Below are 17,810 nucleotides of genomic sequence, written 5' to 3' on the forward strand. Positions count from 1 at the left end.
AAAATGTAAATGCCCCTAAAGATATGTATTCAGGGGCATTTTTTATTTGGAGGAGTCTATTGCTCTTTCCACATCTTGTATGATATCTTCGTAGTGCTCCAGACCCACGGATAGTCTTACTAGTCCATCCGAGATCCCCACCTGAGCTCTTTCTTCAGTAGATAGTTTGCTATGCGTAGTCGATGCTGGATGCGTCACTATACTTCGGCTATCTCCAAGATTTGCTGTAATGGAAATCATCTGAAGTTTGTCTATAAATCGCTGAGCGCGTTGTACTCCGCCTTTCAGGTCAAGTGTGATCACACCGCCTCCCTGGCTCATTTGCTTTTTAGCTACTTCGTATTGTGGGTGTGACTTCAAGAAAGGATATTTTACGGCTAGCAATTCAGAGTTGCCTTCAAAATATTCCGCAACTTTCAGCGCGTTACTACAGTGTCTGTCCATTCTTAAGCCTAGGGTTTCCATACTCTTGGCAAGAATCCAAGCATTGAATGGAGAAATGGCAGGACCTGTATGTCTGGCAAAAAACTGCACTTCTTTCATCAAGTCGGCTTTTCCTAAGATCAAACCTCCAAGTACTCTTCCTTGACCATCAATGTATTTCGTCGCACTGTGAGTCACAATATGTGCGCCCCACTTAGTTGGTTGCTGTAAGTATGGCGTTGCAAAGCAATTATCAACAACTAGGATTAGGTTGTGTGCAGCAGCGAATTTTCCAGCCCATTCCAAATCGATTATTTCCAAACCTGGATTGGATGGAGTTTCAATAAAGAGCATTTTGGTATTGGGCTGTACGAGTTTTTCCCAGTTTAGATAATCTGAAATATCTCCGTAGGTAGAGGTTATCCCCCACTTCGGAAACACTTTAGTCAACAGCTGGTGCGTAGAACCAAATAGGGAACGGGCAGCTAGTACATGATCTCCTTGCTGAAGCAATGCGGCAATACTTCCAAACATCGCAGCCATTCCTGATGCGGTTGCAAACCCATCTTCAGTTCCTTCCGCTGCACAAACTTTCTCAATGAGATCACTGGAGTTGGGGTTGGCATACCTAGAATAGATATTTCCTTCTTTTTCATCAGCAAAGGTGGCTCTGGCTTCTTCGGCAGAGTCAAATGTAAAGCTAGATGTAAGGTAAATCGGAGCAGAATGCTCTCTCTGGCTGGATTTGGAAGTGGAGATCCGTACAGAATTAGTTTCGAAATGCTTACTCATTTATTGATCAGTTAATATTTTGACATGACTAATCAAGCAGATTTGAGAAAATCAAACCCAAAAGCGGTAAACGAACTAAAAGGGATTATTGTGAAGTAAGCCAATCTATAGTTCCCGCAAAGGGTAGGATTTGGCACCGTTCTCCGTTTCGGGATGGTTGCCAGAGGGTCATAGAGCCTAATCTCTCGCCTCTTCTTTATAAATCAGTTGCCTGAAGTGATGCAAAGAAAGACCTAGATTTGGGGAAATCCAAATCTTATTTAATCAATTATGATTATCCGCAATGTTACCAGTCACCTGAGAATCTTTGCTTATCAGGTTGGAAGATCGTTGACCGATGTCGGGTCTTAAATTTAACATTACTTACATTGCTTTTGCCACGTTACTGGTTGAAAAGCGGATATGCATATTAATCAATCATTAAATTGATTCATGGTGCGATCAATTCCTGTCGCACAAAAACTTAGAGTCATTTCTATCGCTTTATCCATCATAGTGGGTAATTCAGCGAATTCATCTTGGGTGAATTTCCCTAACACAAAATCGACTTGTCTACCTTTAGGAAAATCGTCTCCAATTCCCATTCTCAACCTTGGGTAGTTTTGTCCTCCTGTAAGTTCTTCGATATTTTTCAAGCCATTATGACCAGCAGCACTTCCTTTGGGTTTCATTCGAAGTTTCCCGAAGGGAATGGCTACATCATCTACGATTACTAAGGTGTTTTCCTTTGGGATTTGTAGTTCTTTCATCCAGTAGTTCATTGCTTTACCACTAAGATTCATATAAGTGGTTGGTTTGATTAGGTGAATTGTTCTGCCTTTAAACTTGAATTCTGTTTTGAAGGCAAGACGATCACTTTTCCATGAGCATTGCTTCGCATCTGCAAGTCTATCCACGGTCAAAAATCCAATGTTGTGCCTGGTAAGTTCGTATTCTGGCCCTATGTTCCCTAGGCCTATGATTAAGTATTTCATCTTTTGTAGCTATCCGGCTTGAAAATAAAAAATCCTGCCCAGTTACGGGCAGGATTTTGAATGATTAAGAAGTTGAGATTATTCTTCTCCGCCTTTCTTGCCTCTAAGTGCTCTTGGAATACCAATAGTCACGATAGAAACATTTGGACTAGTAAGAATTTCAAAGCCTTCTACATTTAAGTCCTCAACCTTGAATGATTTACCTAAATCAAGGTTAGAAATATCAACAGGGATGACGTCTGGGAAATCTTTTGCAAGACCTTTAACTTTCAATACCCTAGTTTTTAATTCTAATTTACCACCTTTTGCAAGTCCTGGAGAGCTTCCTGATACTTTAACAGGGATCTCAAACTTGATAGGCTTGTCTTCTGCATATGCTACGAAGTCAGCATGCATCAGCATTTCACTAACTGGATGAAACTGTGCGTCTTTCAATACTGCCTTGATGATAGTTCCTTCGATATTCAAAGAAACCATATGAACTTCAGGAGTGTATATCAAGTCTCTGAATAGGATGATTGGAGAGTAGAAGTGAATCTGCTCTTTGATACCAGGTCCGTAAACCACGCAGGGAACATTACCTGATTCTCTCAATTCAGAAAGACTGGCACTGTCGAGATTTGCTCTTTTAAACCCTATAATCTCTAGATTTTTCATATGTAATTATTGATTTTTAATTGTCATATGGAATCTCGCATTATGGATTACATCCCTCCTTGAGATGCTTTTCCAAGCTCGATTTCATAGTGTATTTGTATTAAATTGGTTCTTATATAAACAAAGAACTGATAGAAGTATTTCCAGTCACGGCATGAATTGCCTTTGCGAAAAGATCTGCTACTGTCAATACTCTGATTTTGGATGATTGTTGTTTTGGGAAGATGGTGTCAGTGATGACCAATTCTTCTAAAACTGAGTTTTCGATGTTTTCGTAAGCTTTTCCTGAGAGAACTCCATGTGTTGCAATGGCTCTTACAGAATTAGCTCCTTTCTCCATGACCATTTCGGCTGCTTTGCAGAGTGTGCCTGCTGTGTCCACCAAATCGTCTACAAGTATAACGTCCTTACCCTCTACATCCCCGATTACTTGCATTGAAGCAATCTCGTTGGCTCTTTTTCTGTGCTTATCACAGACGACCATTTCTACTTCAAAATGCTTAGCATAAGCTCTGGCTCTAGCCACTCCTCCTACATCTGGTGATGCAAAAATCATGTCCGGCAGCCTTAGCGAATTCAAATAGGGCACAAAAATAGCTGATCCATTTAAATGATCCAAAGGTATGTCAAAAAAACCTTGAATTTGTCCGGCATGTAAGTCGCAAGTCATAATGCGATCTGCTCCTGCTGAAGTGATCATATTGGCAATTGCTTTTGCAGCAATACTAACTCTAGGCCTATCTTTCCTGTCTTGTCGGGCATATCCAAAATAAGGAATTACCGCACAAACTTTATACGCACTGGCTCTTTTGGCTGCATCTATCATCAGACATAGCTCCAAAAGATTATCGCTAGGAGGTGTAGTACTTTGGACCAAAAAGACCGTACAGCCCCTAATGGATTCATCAAAGCTGGGAGATAATTCACCGTCACTAAACTTAGAAAGGGTGAGATCACCTAGCTTTTTGCCATAGTTTTTAGCTACTTTTTGTGCAAGAGTTTGGCTGTTAGTGCCTGAAAAGATTTTAACCTCGGACATGGTTAGTTGTTTTTTTCGGGAAAGATGTGGAATGGATTTAAGATCAAAAGTAATAATTTTTGAATGGATGGCTATGATACTTGTTGTTGATTCAGAATATAATTTTGGTTTATGGGAGGATTAAGCACATTCTGAGAATTTTTATGTCGTACAAAATTTAATGGTACATGGAACAAATTTTGAAATTTATACAAAGCTCTACTTTACAGTTGATGTTTCTAATTATTGCTATTTCTTGATATTGAGTTACATCTTCTAATAGTTGTACTTTTTTTACTCAATTTTCCGATCCTGTAAAATTTCGATAAAACTGGCATTCATTCAATGATGGCCTCTTTTTTCATACTATTTTAGAATGCGAAATATCAGAATTATATCAACCCATATACATATGAGATTAAAAATTACACTAATAATACTGCTTACTTCTTTGACACTCGGAGTGTTTGCGCAGTCTGTCCCAACACCAAAATCCCACTTTGGTTTTAACATTGGAGATGATTACCAGCTTGCCAATTTTACTCAGACTGAGGCTTATTTTAAGAAAGTGGCTGATGCGAGTGATCGGGTGAAAATGCTTGAAATAGGCAAAACCGAATATGGGAGATCTCAGCCTATGATGATTGTGACGGCTCCAGACAACTTCGAAAAACTCGATCGATACAAGGAAATTTCACAGACTCTTGCGCATGCTGAAATAACAAAAGAGGAAGCAGAAAAACTTTCTATCGAAGGTAAACCAGTGATTTGGATCGATGGTGGTCTGCATGCTAACGAGGTGGTAGGTCCACACCAGTTGATCGAAACGCTATATCAACTAGCATCTAGAGATGATGCTGAGACTTTGAAAATCTTAGATAATGTCATTATTCTACTGGTACATGCTAATCCGGATGGGATGGAAATCATGTCTGACTGGTACATGAGAAAAGAAGATCCAAAAGAGCGCGATCAAAATATCCCTATTCTCTATCAGAAATATGTAGGACACGATAACAACCGTGATTTCTATATGAATAATATGAGTGAGGCGGCTAATATGTCACTTCAGCAGTATGTAGAGTGGATTCCTCAGGTAATTTACAATCACCATCAGACTGGCCCGGCAGGAACCGTAGTAGCTGGCCCTCCATATAGGGACCCATTCAATCACGTGTTTGATCCGCTGATCATCACTAGTCTTGATGCAGTAGGCGCTGCTATGATCAATAGAATGCACCAAGAAGATCGGCCTGGCTATACCAGACTAGATGGATCAGTTTTTTCCACGTGGTGGAATGGTGGCTTGCGCACAACACCTTATTATCATAACATCATAGGGATACTGACTGAAATCATAGGCAATCCTACGCCTATGGAGATACCTTTGGTACCAGAGCGTTTGATTCCGAATAACGGAACTCCGTATCCGGTCACTCCTCAGGAATGGCATTTTAGACAGTCGATTGATTATTCAGTCTCCTTGAATTATGCAATCTTCAACCATGCCGTTCGTCACGGAGATGAATTGCTTATGAATATTTATTTGATGGGTAGGAAGTCTATTGACAAAGGCAGCCAAGATAACTGGACTATGTATCCTAAATATGCGCAAGCTGTCGAAGATGCATTCAAAGAAGCTCAGAAAAGCAAGGGAGATGAAAATAGCACTAGATCAAGATTCCCGACACAATTCTATGACACCGTTTATACAGACCCTGCTAATCGGGATCCTAGAGGTTATATTCTTTCTGCAGATCAACCTGATTTTCCTACAGCAGTGAAGTTCATGAACGCGCTGATCAAGTCGGGTATTTTGGTGGAAAAGGCTACAGAGGAATTTACTGTAAATGGTAAAACCTATCCTGCTAATTCATTTATCGTGAAAACTGCCCAAGCATTCCGCCCCCACGTGATTGACATGTTTGAGGCGCAAGATCATCCAAATGATTTTCTCTACCCTGGTGGACCTCCAATTCGTCCGTATGATGCAGCAGGCTGGACATTAGCTTTGCAAATGGGAGTGGAAGTAGATAAATTATACGAAGGTTTTGAAGGTCCATTTGAGCGAATCCCATACGGTGAAATCCAATCACCGCCTTCCAAAGTCCTTGCAAATGGTTCTGGTTATTTACTTGATGCCAGAAACAATAACAGTTTTATGGCAGTGAATGATTTGCTAAAAGCCAAAGTAAAGGTCTATAGAACTGTTGCTCCCGTCGATGGCTTGCCTACAGGCTCGTTTTATGTGAGTGGGGGTAAAAAGGAGTTGGAAGTGGCAGCCAAAGAGTATGGTGTGTATCCTGTGCCTGCCTCTATGCCCAAAAACGCTACCCAGATTCAACCAGCACGAATTGGTTTGTATGACTACTACGGTGGGTCTATGCCTTCAGGTTGGGTTCGTTGGATGATGGAGCAATTCCACTTTGATTACCAATTGATTTTCCCAGAAGAAATAAATGCTGGCGGTCTGAATGATAAATATGATGTTTTATTGTTTATCAGTTCAGGAATTCCTTCAGTTGGTTCTAGGGGCTATGGTAGATCACAACCCAAGCCAGAAGAAATCGATGAGAAGTATCGACATATGTTAGGGAGCTTCACGGCAGAAGAGTCTGTTCCTCAATTGAAAGAATTTATTGAAAATGGTGGTGAGGTTATTTCGGTAGGCTCAGCTACAGAACTTGCCTTTCACTTTGGATTGCCAGTAGAGGACGCACTTGTAGAAGTCGATGCCAATGGCAAAGCCAGATCGCTGAGCGGAGAGAAGTATTATGTGCCAGGTTCTGTGTTGGAAATGCACGTAGATAATTCTGTACCGATCAACTATGGGATGGGAGAAGAAGCTTATATCATGTTCAATAGAAGTCCGGTATTCAAATTGGCACCTTCTGCTGCAAATAAGGGGGTAAAACCAATTGCTTGGTTTGGAGAAGAGGAGCCATTGAGAAGCGGATGGGCATGGGGGCAATCCTATCTGAAAAATGGTGTCACCGCCTTTGAAGCTAAAATAGGAAAAGGAAAGTTCTATGCTTTTGGGCCAGAGATTACCTTCAGAGCTCAGTCACATGGTACGTTTAAGATGCTCTTCAATGGCTTATATAAATAGAATAGCAATTCTGTAAAAAGAAAAACCGCCTCTATCAAGGCGGTTTTTCTTTTTTAAAAGGTGCACTGGTTAAAAAGTTTAGAATGATTTATTACTTTCTTTAGTTATATGCGTATGCTATAATTGGCTAATTAAAACGCCAAATACTTTTAATATAGATATCAAATGGACTCGTATTTACATTATGCCCATGCCGAACTCGCGCTTTGGCAGTATAGAATGAAAAAGAAGCCAAGTCTCGGCGGGCGCTTAACGCATGGGGTACAGAATAAAATCAATAGCTGGATTCCTGAAAAAGTCCACAAAGTAGTGACAGCAGCCATTGAGAATATGGTGAAAGTAGTGCTTACTGGCTCGAGCTGGATTGTGCCAAAACCAGATGAGAGTTTGACTTTAAAGCAGCGGGAATTCAAAGTAAGAAGTAGAATCAAGTGGTATAGAAATACTGCTTCCGTTGAAGGTGCGGTGACCGGAGCTGGAGGAATATTGATGGGTTTTGCAGATTTTCCGGCGTTTCTGACGATCAAAATGAAGATGCTTTTTGATATAGCAGCTCTTTACGGTTTTGATACAAAAGATTTCCAAGAGCGTTTGTTTCTCCTTTATGTTTTTCAGCTAAGTTTCTCATCCCAGCACAGGAGGAATGATCTGATTGGGCTTATTGAAAACTGGGAAGAATATAGAAGTACTTTGCCAAAAGACTTCAAGGAGTTTGACTGGAAGACCTTTCAACTGGATTATAGAGACTACATCGACCTCGCCAAGCTAGCACAATTAATTCCAGTTGTGGGAGCAGGAGTGGGTGCAATAGCGAATTATCGCTTGACTGAGCATTTAGGTAGATATGCAATGAACGCATATAGATTACGTGTGTTAGAGTAATAGTTTGGCTTGGTCAAACTGTGTTTTAGTAATATGAAATAATTCAACGCGTATGGAATCTCAAAAACACCTATTCAGCCTTGATCCTGATATTCATTACCTCAACTGCGGCTATAAAGGACCGCTCATGAAGGTATCTGAGCAAGCTGCAATAGAAGCATTAATTCGAGAACGAAACCCCACTAGCATAGCTCCGGAAGACTTCTTTACAGGCGCCAAGGAAGTAAAAGGGAGGTTTGCTGATTTAGTAAATTGTGATCCCTTACAAGTGGCTTTGATTCCTTCCACTTCCTATGGCTTTGCTACAGCACTTGGTAATATTTCTTGTGAGCCTGGTCAGCATGCGATCGTTTTGGAGGATGAATTTCCGAGTGGGTACTTCTCTCTTAAAACCTGGTGTGACAAAAATCAAGCGATACTAAGGGTAATAGGTCCTGATAAGGATGCTTCTACTCCAGGAGAAAGTTGGAACAGGAAAATACTTGATAGCATAACTTCAGAGACAGCCGTGGTGCTGATGTCTTCTGTACACTGGATGAGTGGTCTGAAATTCGATTTGGAGAGTATAGGTCAAAAATGTAAAACTGAAGGAGCTATTTTTATTGTAGATGGCACACAGTCTACTGGTGCTGCGGAGATGGACGTAAAGCGCTTTAAAATTGATGCCCTGATCTGTGCAAGTTACAAATGGCTCTTTGGCCCTTATGGGATTGGGATTTCCTTCTTTGGGCCAGCGTTTGATGGCGGAGAGCCTTTGGAAGAGTCTTGGCTCAATCGTACCAATTCTCAGGATTTTGGCAATTTGACAAAATACGACCACGAGTACACAGAGGAGTCAGGGCGATACAATGTAGGCGAGATGAGTAATTTCATTCTTTTGCCTATGCTAAATGCCTCACTAAAGCAGATCAACGAATGGACGGTGGCGGAAATAGAGAAATATTGCAGTGAGCTCACTGCACCACTTTATGATTACTTGAAAAGCAGAAATGTGGTGCTTGAAGATGAACAATACACATCTTATCATCTTTTTGGCTTAAAACTTCCTGAGTATATTGATCCTGAGCTTTTGAAAAATAATTTGCTGGAAAATAGAGTTTCTGTTTCTAATAGAGGGGGGAATTTGAGAATTTCAGTGAATGTCTTTAATACCCCCGAAGATATAAATAGGCTAATCCAGGTGTTGGAGATGAGTAGGTTGTCTTAGGTCTCGACCAAACAAAAAAAAGCCGCTGAATTTTCAGCGGCTTTTTACTTTCTGTTGGTCTACCAGGGCTCGAACCTGGACTCTTCTGAACCAAAATCAGACGTGTTGCCAGTTACACCATAGACCAGTTTTGGATGAGATTCCTTTTGGGTCTCTCTTAAAGTGTCACAAAGGTAAAGTCTTGGTTCTTTTTTTCCAAGCTAGCCCGAAAACATTTTTTGTGTTTAGGCTTAATTATCTTTTAATCAGCTGAAAATAAAGCGCTTTTAATTTTAGTGGACTCGTTTTTTTGTTTTTCAAACCATTAATTCTCTTTTTTAATAATTGAAAATATTTGGGTTTAAAATTGTGATATTGTTAATAGTGAGTGCGTTATGTTGCTTAATTAGAAATGTTTATTCATTTTTGTCGAAATATTGACAAACTATTAAACCATTATCTACTATGCAAGTTGACAAATTAGAAAAAACAGTGCCTGAGGTGGTACAGAAATTAACAAAGTTGAAATCAGAAACTTTGGCTGCGGAATTATCTTGGTGCTGGGTAAGTTTCCAAAATGATCAGAATCCAGTAGGCGTAATCGAAAAAGGTCAGGCCGCTCTAGAGCTTTTCAAAGAAGCTAGAGAAAAAAATAGCAAGGCAGTTTCTAAAAAATTGGTAGAGAGCCTTGAAAAAGCATTGAATTAAACATAAAAAAACCCCGAGTGATCGGGGTTTTATTTTTATCAATGTTAGGAGTGATTATTCTCCAGATACGTTGAATTTTACGTTAGTTTTCACTTCTCTGTGAAGGTCAACTTCTGCAGCAAATTCTCCAGCACCATCAACTGGCGTATTGATAGAGATTTTCTTTCTGTCGATGTCGATACCTTGAGCTGCTAGTGCATCAGCAATCTGAAGAGTAGTTACTTTACCGAAGATTTTACCTGATTCACCGATTTTCGCTTTGATCTCTAACGTAAGAGCTTCAAGTTTTTCTGCGATATTCTGAGCTTCAGTTTTAATCTTTTCTGCTTTGTGAGCAGCTTGCTTGATATTCTCAGCAAGAATTTTCTTGTTAGATCCAGTGGCAAGTACTGCGAAACCTTGAGGGATCAAGTAATTTCTTCCGTACCCTGGCTTTACATCTACCAAGTCATTCTTATAGCCAAGACCTTTGATGTCTGTTTTTAGTATGATTTCCATTTGTAATGATCTTTTGTGATTGGACGATTATTTCAACCCATCGGTTACGAATGGCAACAACGCCAAATGTCTTGCTTTTTTGATAGCCTGAGCTACTTTTCTCTGGAATTTTGCAGAGTTACCAGTAAGTCTTCTAGGAAGAATTTTACCTTGCTCATTGACAAACTTCAATAAGAAATTTGGATCCTTGTAGTCAATGTACTTAATGCCGTGCTTTTTGAATCGGCAATACTTTTTTCTGATTTCGCCTCTATTGATTGGCTCGTTAACTAATGTCATTTGGTGGCTTCCTCCTTAGCTTCAACTTTTTTGTTAAACTCTCCTTTTCTTCTTCTTTCGGCATAAACAATTGAATGCTTATCCAAAACAGTAGTCAAGAATCTCATCACTTTCTCATCTCTTCTAAATTCTATTTCGAATTTGCGGATAAGCGTAGGATCGGCCTTGAATTCAACCATAACGTAGAAACCTGTAGTCTTTTTCTCAATGGTATAAGCCATTTTCTTAAGACCCCAATTTTCCACATTAATAACGTCTGCCCCCAGTTCTTTTAACAAGTTCACAAACTTGTCGACAGTATCCTTCATCTGAACATCAGATAAAACGGGAGTTAAAATGAATACCGTCTCGTAATTTCTTTGGAACATTTTTTTAATGTGTTTAAGGAATTTAATAAACAGGATGCAAAAGTAGGGTAAATACTCCTGTATTCCAAACAACTAGCTAAATCAAAAGGAGCTTATGTCTAAAAAAAAGCCTCCCGAAGGAGGCTTGAATTATTTCACTGTGAAAGTCTTTGAGCCGACTTGGTAGTTATCTACAAATATTATGACTTGATGAGTTCCGGATACATAATCAGAGCCTTTTTCATAGAAAAATGTCAATTCCTGCTCTGTGTTATCAAATATGACATCCTGCTTTACAGTATAGAATTTCTCCGCACCATCCATCATAAAGGTTCCTGAACCTTTAGCAACATCAAAAATGGGCTGCTCATTTGGTGCTAAAACTTGTACATAGATATTTCTAGGTCCTTTTTCAGCTACTTTGTTATCGGCTAGATTGAAGCTTACTTTGATCCGTTCGATCTGACGATTTCTAAAGTCTTTAGTAGTTTCTACTCGCTCTTTGCCCCGGGAATTGACAGCAGCAATTTCAATGTTTTCAGCTTTCAGCATAGACGCTACATTGACTTTAGCCTGAAGATCCTCCTTTTGAAGATTAAGTTGTGCGACTTCTTCTTCTATTTCAGCTTGGGTAGTTTTTAAATCTTGATTTTCTGTAAAAAGCTGTTGATTCAATGCACGTAATTCTAGGATTTCCTGATCTTTCTCAACGATCATAGAATTGTAACTTTTTATTTTTTCATTTAATGCGGTTATCTCTGCAGAGCTTCTTTGTCTTGACGTGTTTCTTTCGGCTATCAATTGATCACGGACCTCCTCAAGTGCCTGAACATCTCCTCCAAGTTTCTCGATTTCCTGAATTCTAAGATCTAACTGATAAGTGACAGAATCCAGACGCTTGTTCAGGTCATTGTTTTCAGTAGAAAGCAATAGGATCTCTTCTGTTTTTTTAGTTCGATCTATGTAATCCGTATAGAGTTTGATACCGCTTATGATTACTAGAAGTATCAATACAATAATTATAATATTTTTACCCTGATCTTTCTTTTGGGGCGTATTTTTTTCAAATTCAGTATTCATTAGAATAGGACGTTAGAATGACTTTTTTAGACAAAGATTATTGGACTGAAAGATACTCTGCTGGCAAAACTGGCTGGGATATTGGTTATGCTTCACCTCCTTTGGTACAATATTTAGACCAAATTAAAAATAAGAGCTTAGAAGTTTTGGTCCCTGGAGCTGGCTCGGGTTATGAAGTAGCTTATGCCGTAAAAGAGGGCTTTAAAAATGTGCATATTTTGGATTTTTCAACTACTGCTTTGGCACGATTTGGAAGTATTCATCCAGAGTTTCCTGCTGATCAAATTCATCATCAGGATTTCTTTGAACATGAAGGTTCTTACGATTTGATATTGGAGCAAACGTTTTTTTGTGCTCTGGATCCTACATTGAGAATCAATTATGCTAAAAAAATGAAGGAGCTACTCAAGCCAAACGGAAAATTGGTGGGTGTTTGGTTTGATAAGGAATTTGACTTCGATGGACCGCCTTTTGGGGGTAAAAAAGATGAATACCTTAATCTTTTTGAACAATTTTTTACCATAAAGACCATAGCTCCATGTTACAACTCAATTCCAGAGCGAATGGGGGCTGAAATATTTATGATATTGGAAAACTCAATAATCTAGGACGTACTCCGCTTTAGGTCCAGAATAATTAAAAAAAACAATCCCACACTCATAGAAATCTAAACTGAGCTTTACTTCTGGTTTCATTTTAATTTCCTTCCAAGCCAGTTCCATTTCTTTTGACCAATGTATATCGCCTATAGCGACGATGGAATGGGAATGGGTTTTTTTTAGGATTTGATCAAAATAATGAATGGTAGCTTCGTATGTATGTGTGGCATCTATGAGTACGAAATCCACATTTTGCAACATATTCAATGTGGCTGGGAGAGTGTTTCTAAGTTCTCCAACTTGTATGCGGATGTTTTTAAAATCTTGGTTTGGCTTGGCTACCCTTGCAATCTCCTCTGCTCCTTCAAATGTAAAAAGGACTCCTTGAGTAACTTTAGATAGATATCTGCTTGTAATCCCCATGCATGTTCCTAGTTCTAATACAGTTGCCGCCGGGGTAAGTGTGCAGAAGTATTGGTACAGTTGGGCAAATTTTCTATTGCTTGTACTGAATTTTGTTATAGCAGAGACTTTTCTAAGAGTGGTGTTCACACTTTTTGAGCCTGCTCCAAAATCTGTGACTTCGATTATTTCATCAGAATTGAGAAGGTTCTGTCTATAAGCTTCAATTTCCAGGTCTTCTTCCTTTCTCGAATAAAAATAATGTTGAAGTCCCTGGTAGGTACTAAATAATAATGGAGACTGAAGTGAGTATTTATCCTCTTTCATTAGCCAATATCTGACAAAGGAAAGAAGTGGGTAAACTTTAGTAAGCAAATTAGTTTTGGAAGTAACTTGCGATCATTTGAAATTCCGGGATAGTCACATCAAACTTAGTTCCGTCAAAAAGTTTTTCCATACTGTAAACTCCAGTCATCTTGCCCAAGCCTGATTTGAGGTTGCAGCCTGATACATAGCTATGGGTTTCTCCAGGTTCTAAAATTGGCTGCTGTCCTACCACTCCGTCACCTTCAATAATTTTTTTAGTTTCTGCCGCATCAAAAATCTCCCATCTTCTTCGTAATAGCTGTACTGTTTGGCTGCTTTTGTTTTCAATAGTTACTTTGTAAGTAAATACGAAATGGTGCTGATGTGGACTTGAAAATTCTGACTGGTAAGTGACTTCAACACTAACCTGAATTCCAGATGTAACTGCTATTACCATAAAATAAAACAATTTAAAAGTTCGTAAAGATATGATTTATAGTCTTAATTTCAATAAATACCAATGGTAGTAAATATAGAACCAAGCTGGAACGAGGCTTTGCGCAAAACATTTGAACAGAAGTTTTTCACAGACTTAGTTTCTTTTGTCAGAGACGAATATGCAAGCACTAAGGTTTACCCACCAGGCAAAGAAATTTTTAGTGCATTCAATCATTGCCCTATAGATCAGGTCAAAGTTGTTATTCTGGGACAGGATCCATACCATGGTCCAGGGCAAGCGCATGGGTTATCCTTCTCTGTAAAACCGGGAGTTCCTTTTCCACCAAGTCTGCAGAATATTTTTAAGGAAATTGAATCTGATTTGGGGAAGCCAACGCCCGCATATGGAGATCTTACCCGCTGGGCAGATCAAGGAGTATTTTTATTAAATGCGACCCTGACTGTAAGAGCTCATGAGGCGGGCTCACATCAGAAAAAAGGATGGGAAGAGTTTACAGATGAGGTGATCCGCACGATCAGTGATACTTGTGAAAACGTCGTGTTTTTACTTTGGGGAGCATATGCTCAAAAAAAATCAGCATTAATAGATTCTAGAAAACACTTAGTGCTTAAAGCTCCTCATCCAAGTCCGCTTTCATCATATCGCGGGTTTTTTGGGTGCAAGCATTTCTCAAAAGCAAATGAGTATCTAATTGGTAAGGGTAAAAAAGCTATTGATTGGTAAAAGGAAAAGCCCTGAAATATTTCAGGGCTTTATGCTTAATTAATTCCGTTGAATATTCTGCTCCAGCGAATTTTGCTGAACATCGATTCATGCTTATCTAGAGAGAGCCATAGGAACCAAGCTTTGCCGACGATATGATCCTCAGGTACAAAACCCCAATAGCGAGAATCCAGTGAATCGTGGCGATTATCTCCCATCATGAAGTAATAATTCTGCTTGAACGTATAGCTGTCTACTTTTTGACCATCGATGAAAAGTTGGCCGTCCTTGGCTTCTACATTTTCAAGTCCTTCATAATTCACAATGGTAGATCCGTATCTCATTACATTGTCTGCGGTCATTTGAATTGTCCAGTCCTTTGCAGGAACCTGAAGTGGTCCAAAATTGTCACGGTTCCAACCTAGAGCTAGTCCATCAGGGAAAATGAGTGAATCTCCCTTGGGCTTCTCAATACGCTTAGTCGCTGAAGTGATCACTGGAGATGATTCCAATCTATTGATCACCTCCTCAGTACCGAATACTAAGTAGCCCGACCCATCACTAAAAGGTATATAGCTATCAGGGTTGACGTCATAATCTTTGAAAAAATCTACTGTAAGAGGTCTATTTGAAATCACATCATAGGAATACTGCATTTCCTCAGGTTTTTCGGCGGGTTGATCATTAACAAATAGGTCGCCACTCTTTATTTGAACCACATCACCAGAAATCCCTATAGCTCTCTTAATATAATTAGTTTTCAGATCGGTAGGGTATTGGAATTCAGTAGGATAGTTGAAAACTACCACATCATTTCTCTCGACATCTGAAAAACCCGGGAGTCTGTAGTAAGGTAATTGGATAGCATCTGAATAGGAAGGAATTTCTGTTCCCCAGATTTTTTGATGAGTTAGTGGTACCTGCAGTGGAGTCATCGGAAATCTAGTCCCGTAATGCATCTTACTTACAAATAGAAAATCCCCAACCAATAGTGATTTTTCCATGGAAGCGGTGGGAATTGTAAAGGGTTCTAATAGTAACCAGCGGATTAAACTGGCTGCTACTACTGCAAAAATCAAGGCATCCCCCCATTCTCGGGCAGCTGATTTTTTCTTAGTTGACTTACTCATGATTAGTTTTTAGGTTCAGAAAGATAGAAAATCATCCATGGAAAGCACACCTTTCTTTCCTTGAATCCACTCAGACACCAAAATAGCGCCAAGAGCAAATCCTTGACGGCTATGAGCTGTATGAGTGATTTCGATATCGTCGATTTCTGACGAGTACCGGATAATATGTGTCCCAGGAGCTGGATCTATACGTTTGGAAGTAATAGGAAGAGAGTGTTCATTTTCGCTCGCCCCTTCGGACAAATTCCAGCTATTCAATTCATTTATATTTTTGATTATGCCTTCGGCTAAAGTGATGGCTGTTCCAGATGGAGCGTCTTTTTTTGCTTTATGGTGGATCTCTTCCACTGAGCTTTTATAGCCAGTAGTCTCATTCATTAGTTTTGCTAAGAATTCATTCACCTTGAAAAAGATGTTTACTCCAACGCTATAATTTGAAGCGTAGAAAAAGGCTCCATTTTTAGACCTAGTTAATTGCTCAATTTCTGGCTTTTTATCAAGCCATCCAGTGGTGCCCGAGACTATCGGAATACCTCGTTCAATCGCCCACTTAATGTTTTCAACAGCAGCTTCTGGTTGACTAAACTCGATCGCTACATCGATAGTAGCAGGGTCTAGAGAATCTAAATCAGTAAGATTGTCAATATTGATTTTTCCTGCTATACTATGGCCACGTGATTCTGAGAGTTGGCCTATTAACTGACCCATTTTCCCGTATCCGAGAAGTAAAATGTTCATATTTAAAAGTTGAGTTTTACAGAAAGCCCCACCGAAGTATTGTTTGAAGAAAATCTTTCGTAGTGAGGCTCGAATTTTAATGCGATATCGTCCGATACGTCAAAACCGGATAGATGCGCGTCTACATTTGCATCTATTAAGTTTAAGGCATAAATACCGACTAATAGTAGGTAGCAAAGATCACGGTTTTTTCGCCAATAATTTACATTTCGAACCAATCCATCCCGATTTAAGCTCGGGAAATCAGTTGGAAGGTCGTTATCAAAATCTGAAAGAGCTTGCTTAAATATTTGATATCGCCTGTTATTGAAATTTATGAAGTAAATATCGGTGATTATACCCCCATAAATTAAAGGGACTTTCCACGATTTTCCATTGTAAACCTGTCCAGCGCCTGGCAAAATTGCTGAGAGGATAGTTGCTTTTTTTGGATTTTTCGGCAGCAAGGAGTAATCGGCCTCTGACTTGGAAGCCTTTGGCTGTTCATTCTCCTCTAATTCCTGAGCAAAAGATGCTGAGCTTAGACTAAAACAAAAAACCAAAAATCCCACTAGAATGAGTGGGGATTTACGTTGAATTAGTCTATGGCAAAAGATGAACCTCAATGTTAGATGATTTCTAGGATTTCCAGAATTCGGTTAAGATCAGATGCAGAATTAAAAGGGATTTTAATTTCACCCTTATTTTTTGGGTTGGACTTCAATGCTACTTTAGTCCCAAAGTGTGAGGCAAGTCGCTGCTGGAGTTTGTTGATTTCGTATTTGCGAACTGGATCAAGTTCTTTGTTTGATGGTTTCTCTGGCTTGCCTTCATTTAAAGCTTTTACTAAAGCCTCTACTTTCCTTACACTTAACTCTTCTTCAACCGCTTTTTTGAAAATAGCGAGTTGCTTATCTACATCCTCTATATTAATCAAAGCGCGGGCATGACCCATTGACAATTGTTGATCCCGGATCGCTGCCTGAATCGTAGGTGGAAGTTTTAATAGTCGTAGGTAATTATTTACAGTAGTTCTGTTTTTACCGACCCGATCACCTAATTCCTCTTGTTTTAAGTCACATTCTGCTAAAAGCCTCTGGTAGGATTGGGCGATTTCTAGGGCATTTAAATTTTCACGTTGAATATTTTCAATCAAAGCCATCTCAAGCATCTGCTGATCATTTGCAGTGCGGACATAAGCCGGTATTTGAGTTAGTCCTGCAATTTTTGAAGCTTGAAATCTACGTTCACCAGATATCAACTGGTATTCATCTGTGTCGAGTCTACGGACTGTGATGGGCTGAATGATGCCTTGAACTTTGATTGATTCGGCAAGTTCGGCTAAAGCAGCAGTGTCGAAGTGAACACGGGGTTGAAATGGATTGACTTGAATTTGGTCAAGAGGGATTTCGAAAATTCCTGTTTTAACTACCTCAGGTAAAATCTCCTCAGATTTGTGTTTGGCAGGACTATCTTCAAGCAAGGCTCCAAGGCCTCTTCCCAAGACACTTTTTTTTCGGTTAGGTTTATTATCTGACATA

At 39.5% G+C, this 17,810-nt stretch carries 20 protein-coding genes, 1 tRNA gene and 1 riboswitch; of the genes, 6 read left to right on the plus strand and 15 right to left on the minus strand.

All coding sequences use genetic code 11. The annotated features are described in order from the left end of the window. Positions 1-42: 42 nt before the first annotated feature. The 4 genes from QOL76_RS15175 to QOL76_RS15190 all read right to left on the minus strand — a co-directional run bounded on the left by QOL76_RS15175 (position 43) and on the right by QOL76_RS15190 (position 3,885). Entirely contained in the window at positions 43-1,215 is a 1,173-nt protein-coding gene (locus QOL76_RS15175) for a trans-sulfuration enzyme family protein (RefSeq protein WP_283413825.1), read from the minus strand. Positions 1,216-1,317: 102 nt separating this feature from the next. Further along, positions 1,318-1,420, minus strand: a riboswitch (SAM riboswitch). Positions 1,421-1,628: 208 nt separating this feature from the next. Continuing rightward, positions 1,629-2,189, minus strand: a complete 561-nt coding sequence (pth, locus tag QOL76_RS15180; RefSeq protein WP_283413826.1) for an aminoacyl-tRNA hydrolase — start codon at positions 2,187-2,189, stop codon at positions 1,629-1,631. Positions 2,190-2,267: 78 nt separating this feature from the next. Continuing rightward, on the minus strand, positions 2,268-2,846 hold the full coding sequence (locus QOL76_RS15185; RefSeq protein ID WP_283413827.1) for a 50S ribosomal protein L25: 579 nt from the start codon (positions 2,844-2,846) through the stop codon (positions 2,268-2,270). A gap of 112 nt (positions 2,847-2,958) precedes the next feature. Then, entirely contained in the window at positions 2,959-3,885 is a 927-nt protein-coding gene (locus QOL76_RS15190) for a ribose-phosphate pyrophosphokinase (RefSeq protein WP_283413828.1), read from the minus strand. Between the two features lie 391 nt (positions 3,886-4,276). On the opposite strand from QOL76_RS15190, the gene QOL76_RS15195 reads away from it, so the two are divergent. The 3 genes from QOL76_RS15195 (at position 4,277) to QOL76_RS15205 (ending at position 9,062) form a co-directional block, all read left to right on the plus strand. Then, complete coding sequence (locus QOL76_RS15195) at positions 4,277-6,973, plus strand: M14 family metallopeptidase (RefSeq protein WP_283413829.1); 2,697 nt, start codon at positions 4,277-4,279, stop codon at positions 6,971-6,973. 165 nt (positions 6,974-7,138) lie between these two features. Continuing rightward, on the plus strand, positions 7,139-7,855 hold the full coding sequence (locus QOL76_RS15200; protein WP_283413830.1) for an EcsC family protein: 717 nt from the start codon (positions 7,139-7,141) through the stop codon (positions 7,853-7,855). A 52-nt stretch (positions 7,856-7,907) separates the two neighbouring features. Further along, positions 7,908-9,062, plus strand: a complete 1,155-nt coding sequence (locus QOL76_RS15205) for an aminotransferase class V-fold PLP-dependent enzyme (RefSeq protein ID WP_283413831.1) — start codon at positions 7,908-7,910, stop codon at positions 9,060-9,062. Positions 9,063-9,116: 54 nt separating this feature from the next. On the opposite strand, the gene QOL76_RS15210 is transcribed toward QOL76_RS15205, so the two are convergent. Beyond that, positions 9,117-9,189, minus strand: a tRNA-Gln gene (locus QOL76_RS15210). A 317-nt stretch (positions 9,190-9,506) separates the two neighbouring features. Between QOL76_RS15210 and QOL76_RS15215 the strand changes: the two genes are divergently transcribed. Beyond that, positions 9,507-9,749 (plus strand): hypothetical protein, encoded by a 243-nt coding sequence (locus tag QOL76_RS15215; protein ID WP_283413832.1) that lies wholly within the window; start codon positions 9,507-9,509, stop codon positions 9,747-9,749. A 54-nt stretch (positions 9,750-9,803) separates the two neighbouring features. On the opposite strand, the gene rplI is transcribed toward QOL76_RS15215, so the two are convergent. The 4 genes from rplI to QOL76_RS15235 form a co-directional block, all read right to left on the minus strand. Then, complete coding sequence (rplI, locus tag QOL76_RS15220; RefSeq protein ID WP_283413833.1) at positions 9,804-10,247, minus strand: 50S ribosomal protein L9; 444 nt, start codon at positions 10,245-10,247, stop codon at positions 9,804-9,806. Positions 10,248-10,274: 27 nt separating this feature from the next. Next, positions 10,275-10,526 (minus strand): 30S ribosomal protein S18, encoded by a 252-nt coding sequence (gene rpsR / locus QOL76_RS15225; RefSeq protein WP_057937597.1) that lies wholly within the window; start codon positions 10,524-10,526, stop codon positions 10,275-10,277. Further along, a complete protein-coding gene (gene rpsF / locus QOL76_RS15230) occupies positions 10,523-10,894 on the minus strand; it encodes a 30S ribosomal protein S6 (protein WP_283413834.1) in 372 nt (123 codons plus the stop codon). The genes rpsR and rpsF overlap by 4 nt, the downstream gene beginning before the upstream one ends. A gap of 129 nt (positions 10,895-11,023) precedes the next feature. Continuing rightward, positions 11,024-11,953, minus strand: a complete 930-nt coding sequence (locus QOL76_RS15235) for a hypothetical protein (RefSeq protein WP_283413835.1) — start codon at positions 11,951-11,953, stop codon at positions 11,024-11,026. Positions 11,954-11,970: 17 nt separating this feature from the next. Between QOL76_RS15235 and QOL76_RS15240 the strand changes: the two genes are divergently transcribed. Continuing rightward, entirely contained in the window at positions 11,971-12,561 is a 591-nt protein-coding gene (locus QOL76_RS15240) for a methyltransferase (protein WP_283413836.1), read from the plus strand. On the opposite strand, the gene QOL76_RS15245 is transcribed toward QOL76_RS15240, so the two are convergent. After that, positions 12,550-13,281: an O-methyltransferase gene (locus QOL76_RS15245; protein WP_283413837.1), complete on the minus strand. Its 732-nt coding sequence runs from the start codon at positions 13,279-13,281 to the stop codon at positions 12,550-12,552. The two genes, QOL76_RS15240 and QOL76_RS15245, sit on opposite strands and share 12 nt — an antisense overlap. Before the next feature lie 49 nt (positions 13,282-13,330). Further along, positions 13,331-13,717 carry a Co2+/Mg2+ efflux protein ApaG gene (gene apaG, locus QOL76_RS15250; protein ID WP_283413838.1) on the minus strand — a complete coding sequence of 129 codons (387 nt, stop codon included), beginning with the start codon at positions 13,715-13,717 and terminating at the stop codon, positions 13,331-13,333. A gap of 63 nt (positions 13,718-13,780) precedes the next feature. Here apaG and ung point away from each other — a divergent pair, with 63 nt between their 5' ends. Further along, complete coding sequence (gene ung, locus QOL76_RS15255; protein WP_283413839.1) at positions 13,781-14,443, plus strand: uracil-DNA glycosylase; 663 nt, start codon at positions 13,781-13,783, stop codon at positions 14,441-14,443. Positions 14,444-14,478: 35 nt separating this feature from the next. On the opposite strand, the gene lepB is transcribed toward ung, so the two are convergent. Genes lepB through QOL76_RS15275 form a run of 4 tightly spaced genes read right to left on the minus strand, consistent with a single transcriptional unit; the run spans position 14,479 to position 17,809 of the window. Further along, positions 14,479-15,552: a signal peptidase I gene (gene lepB / locus QOL76_RS15260; protein ID WP_283413840.1), complete on the minus strand. Its 1,074-nt coding sequence runs from the start codon at positions 15,550-15,552 to the stop codon at positions 14,479-14,481. Between the two features lie 15 nt (positions 15,553-15,567). Next, positions 15,568-16,290, minus strand: coding sequence for a 4-hydroxy-tetrahydrodipicolinate reductase (dapB, locus tag QOL76_RS15265; RefSeq protein WP_283413841.1), 723 nt, complete (start codon positions 16,288-16,290; stop codon positions 15,568-15,570). 2 nt (positions 16,291-16,292) lie between these two features. Next, a complete protein-coding gene (locus QOL76_RS15270) occupies positions 16,293-16,895 on the minus strand; it encodes a DUF5683 domain-containing protein (RefSeq protein ID WP_283413842.1) in 603 nt (200 codons plus the stop codon). Between the two features lie 2 nt (positions 16,896-16,897). Beyond that, positions 16,898-17,809, minus strand: a complete 912-nt coding sequence (locus tag QOL76_RS15275; RefSeq protein WP_283413843.1) for a ParB/RepB/Spo0J family partition protein — start codon at positions 17,807-17,809, stop codon at positions 16,898-16,900. Position 17,810: the final 1 nt, after the last annotated feature.

This window comes from Algoriphagus winogradskyi (assembly GCF_900182815.1).
Lineage (GTDB): Bacteria > Bacteroidota > Bacteroidia > Cytophagales > Cyclobacteriaceae > Algoriphagus > Algoriphagus winogradskyi.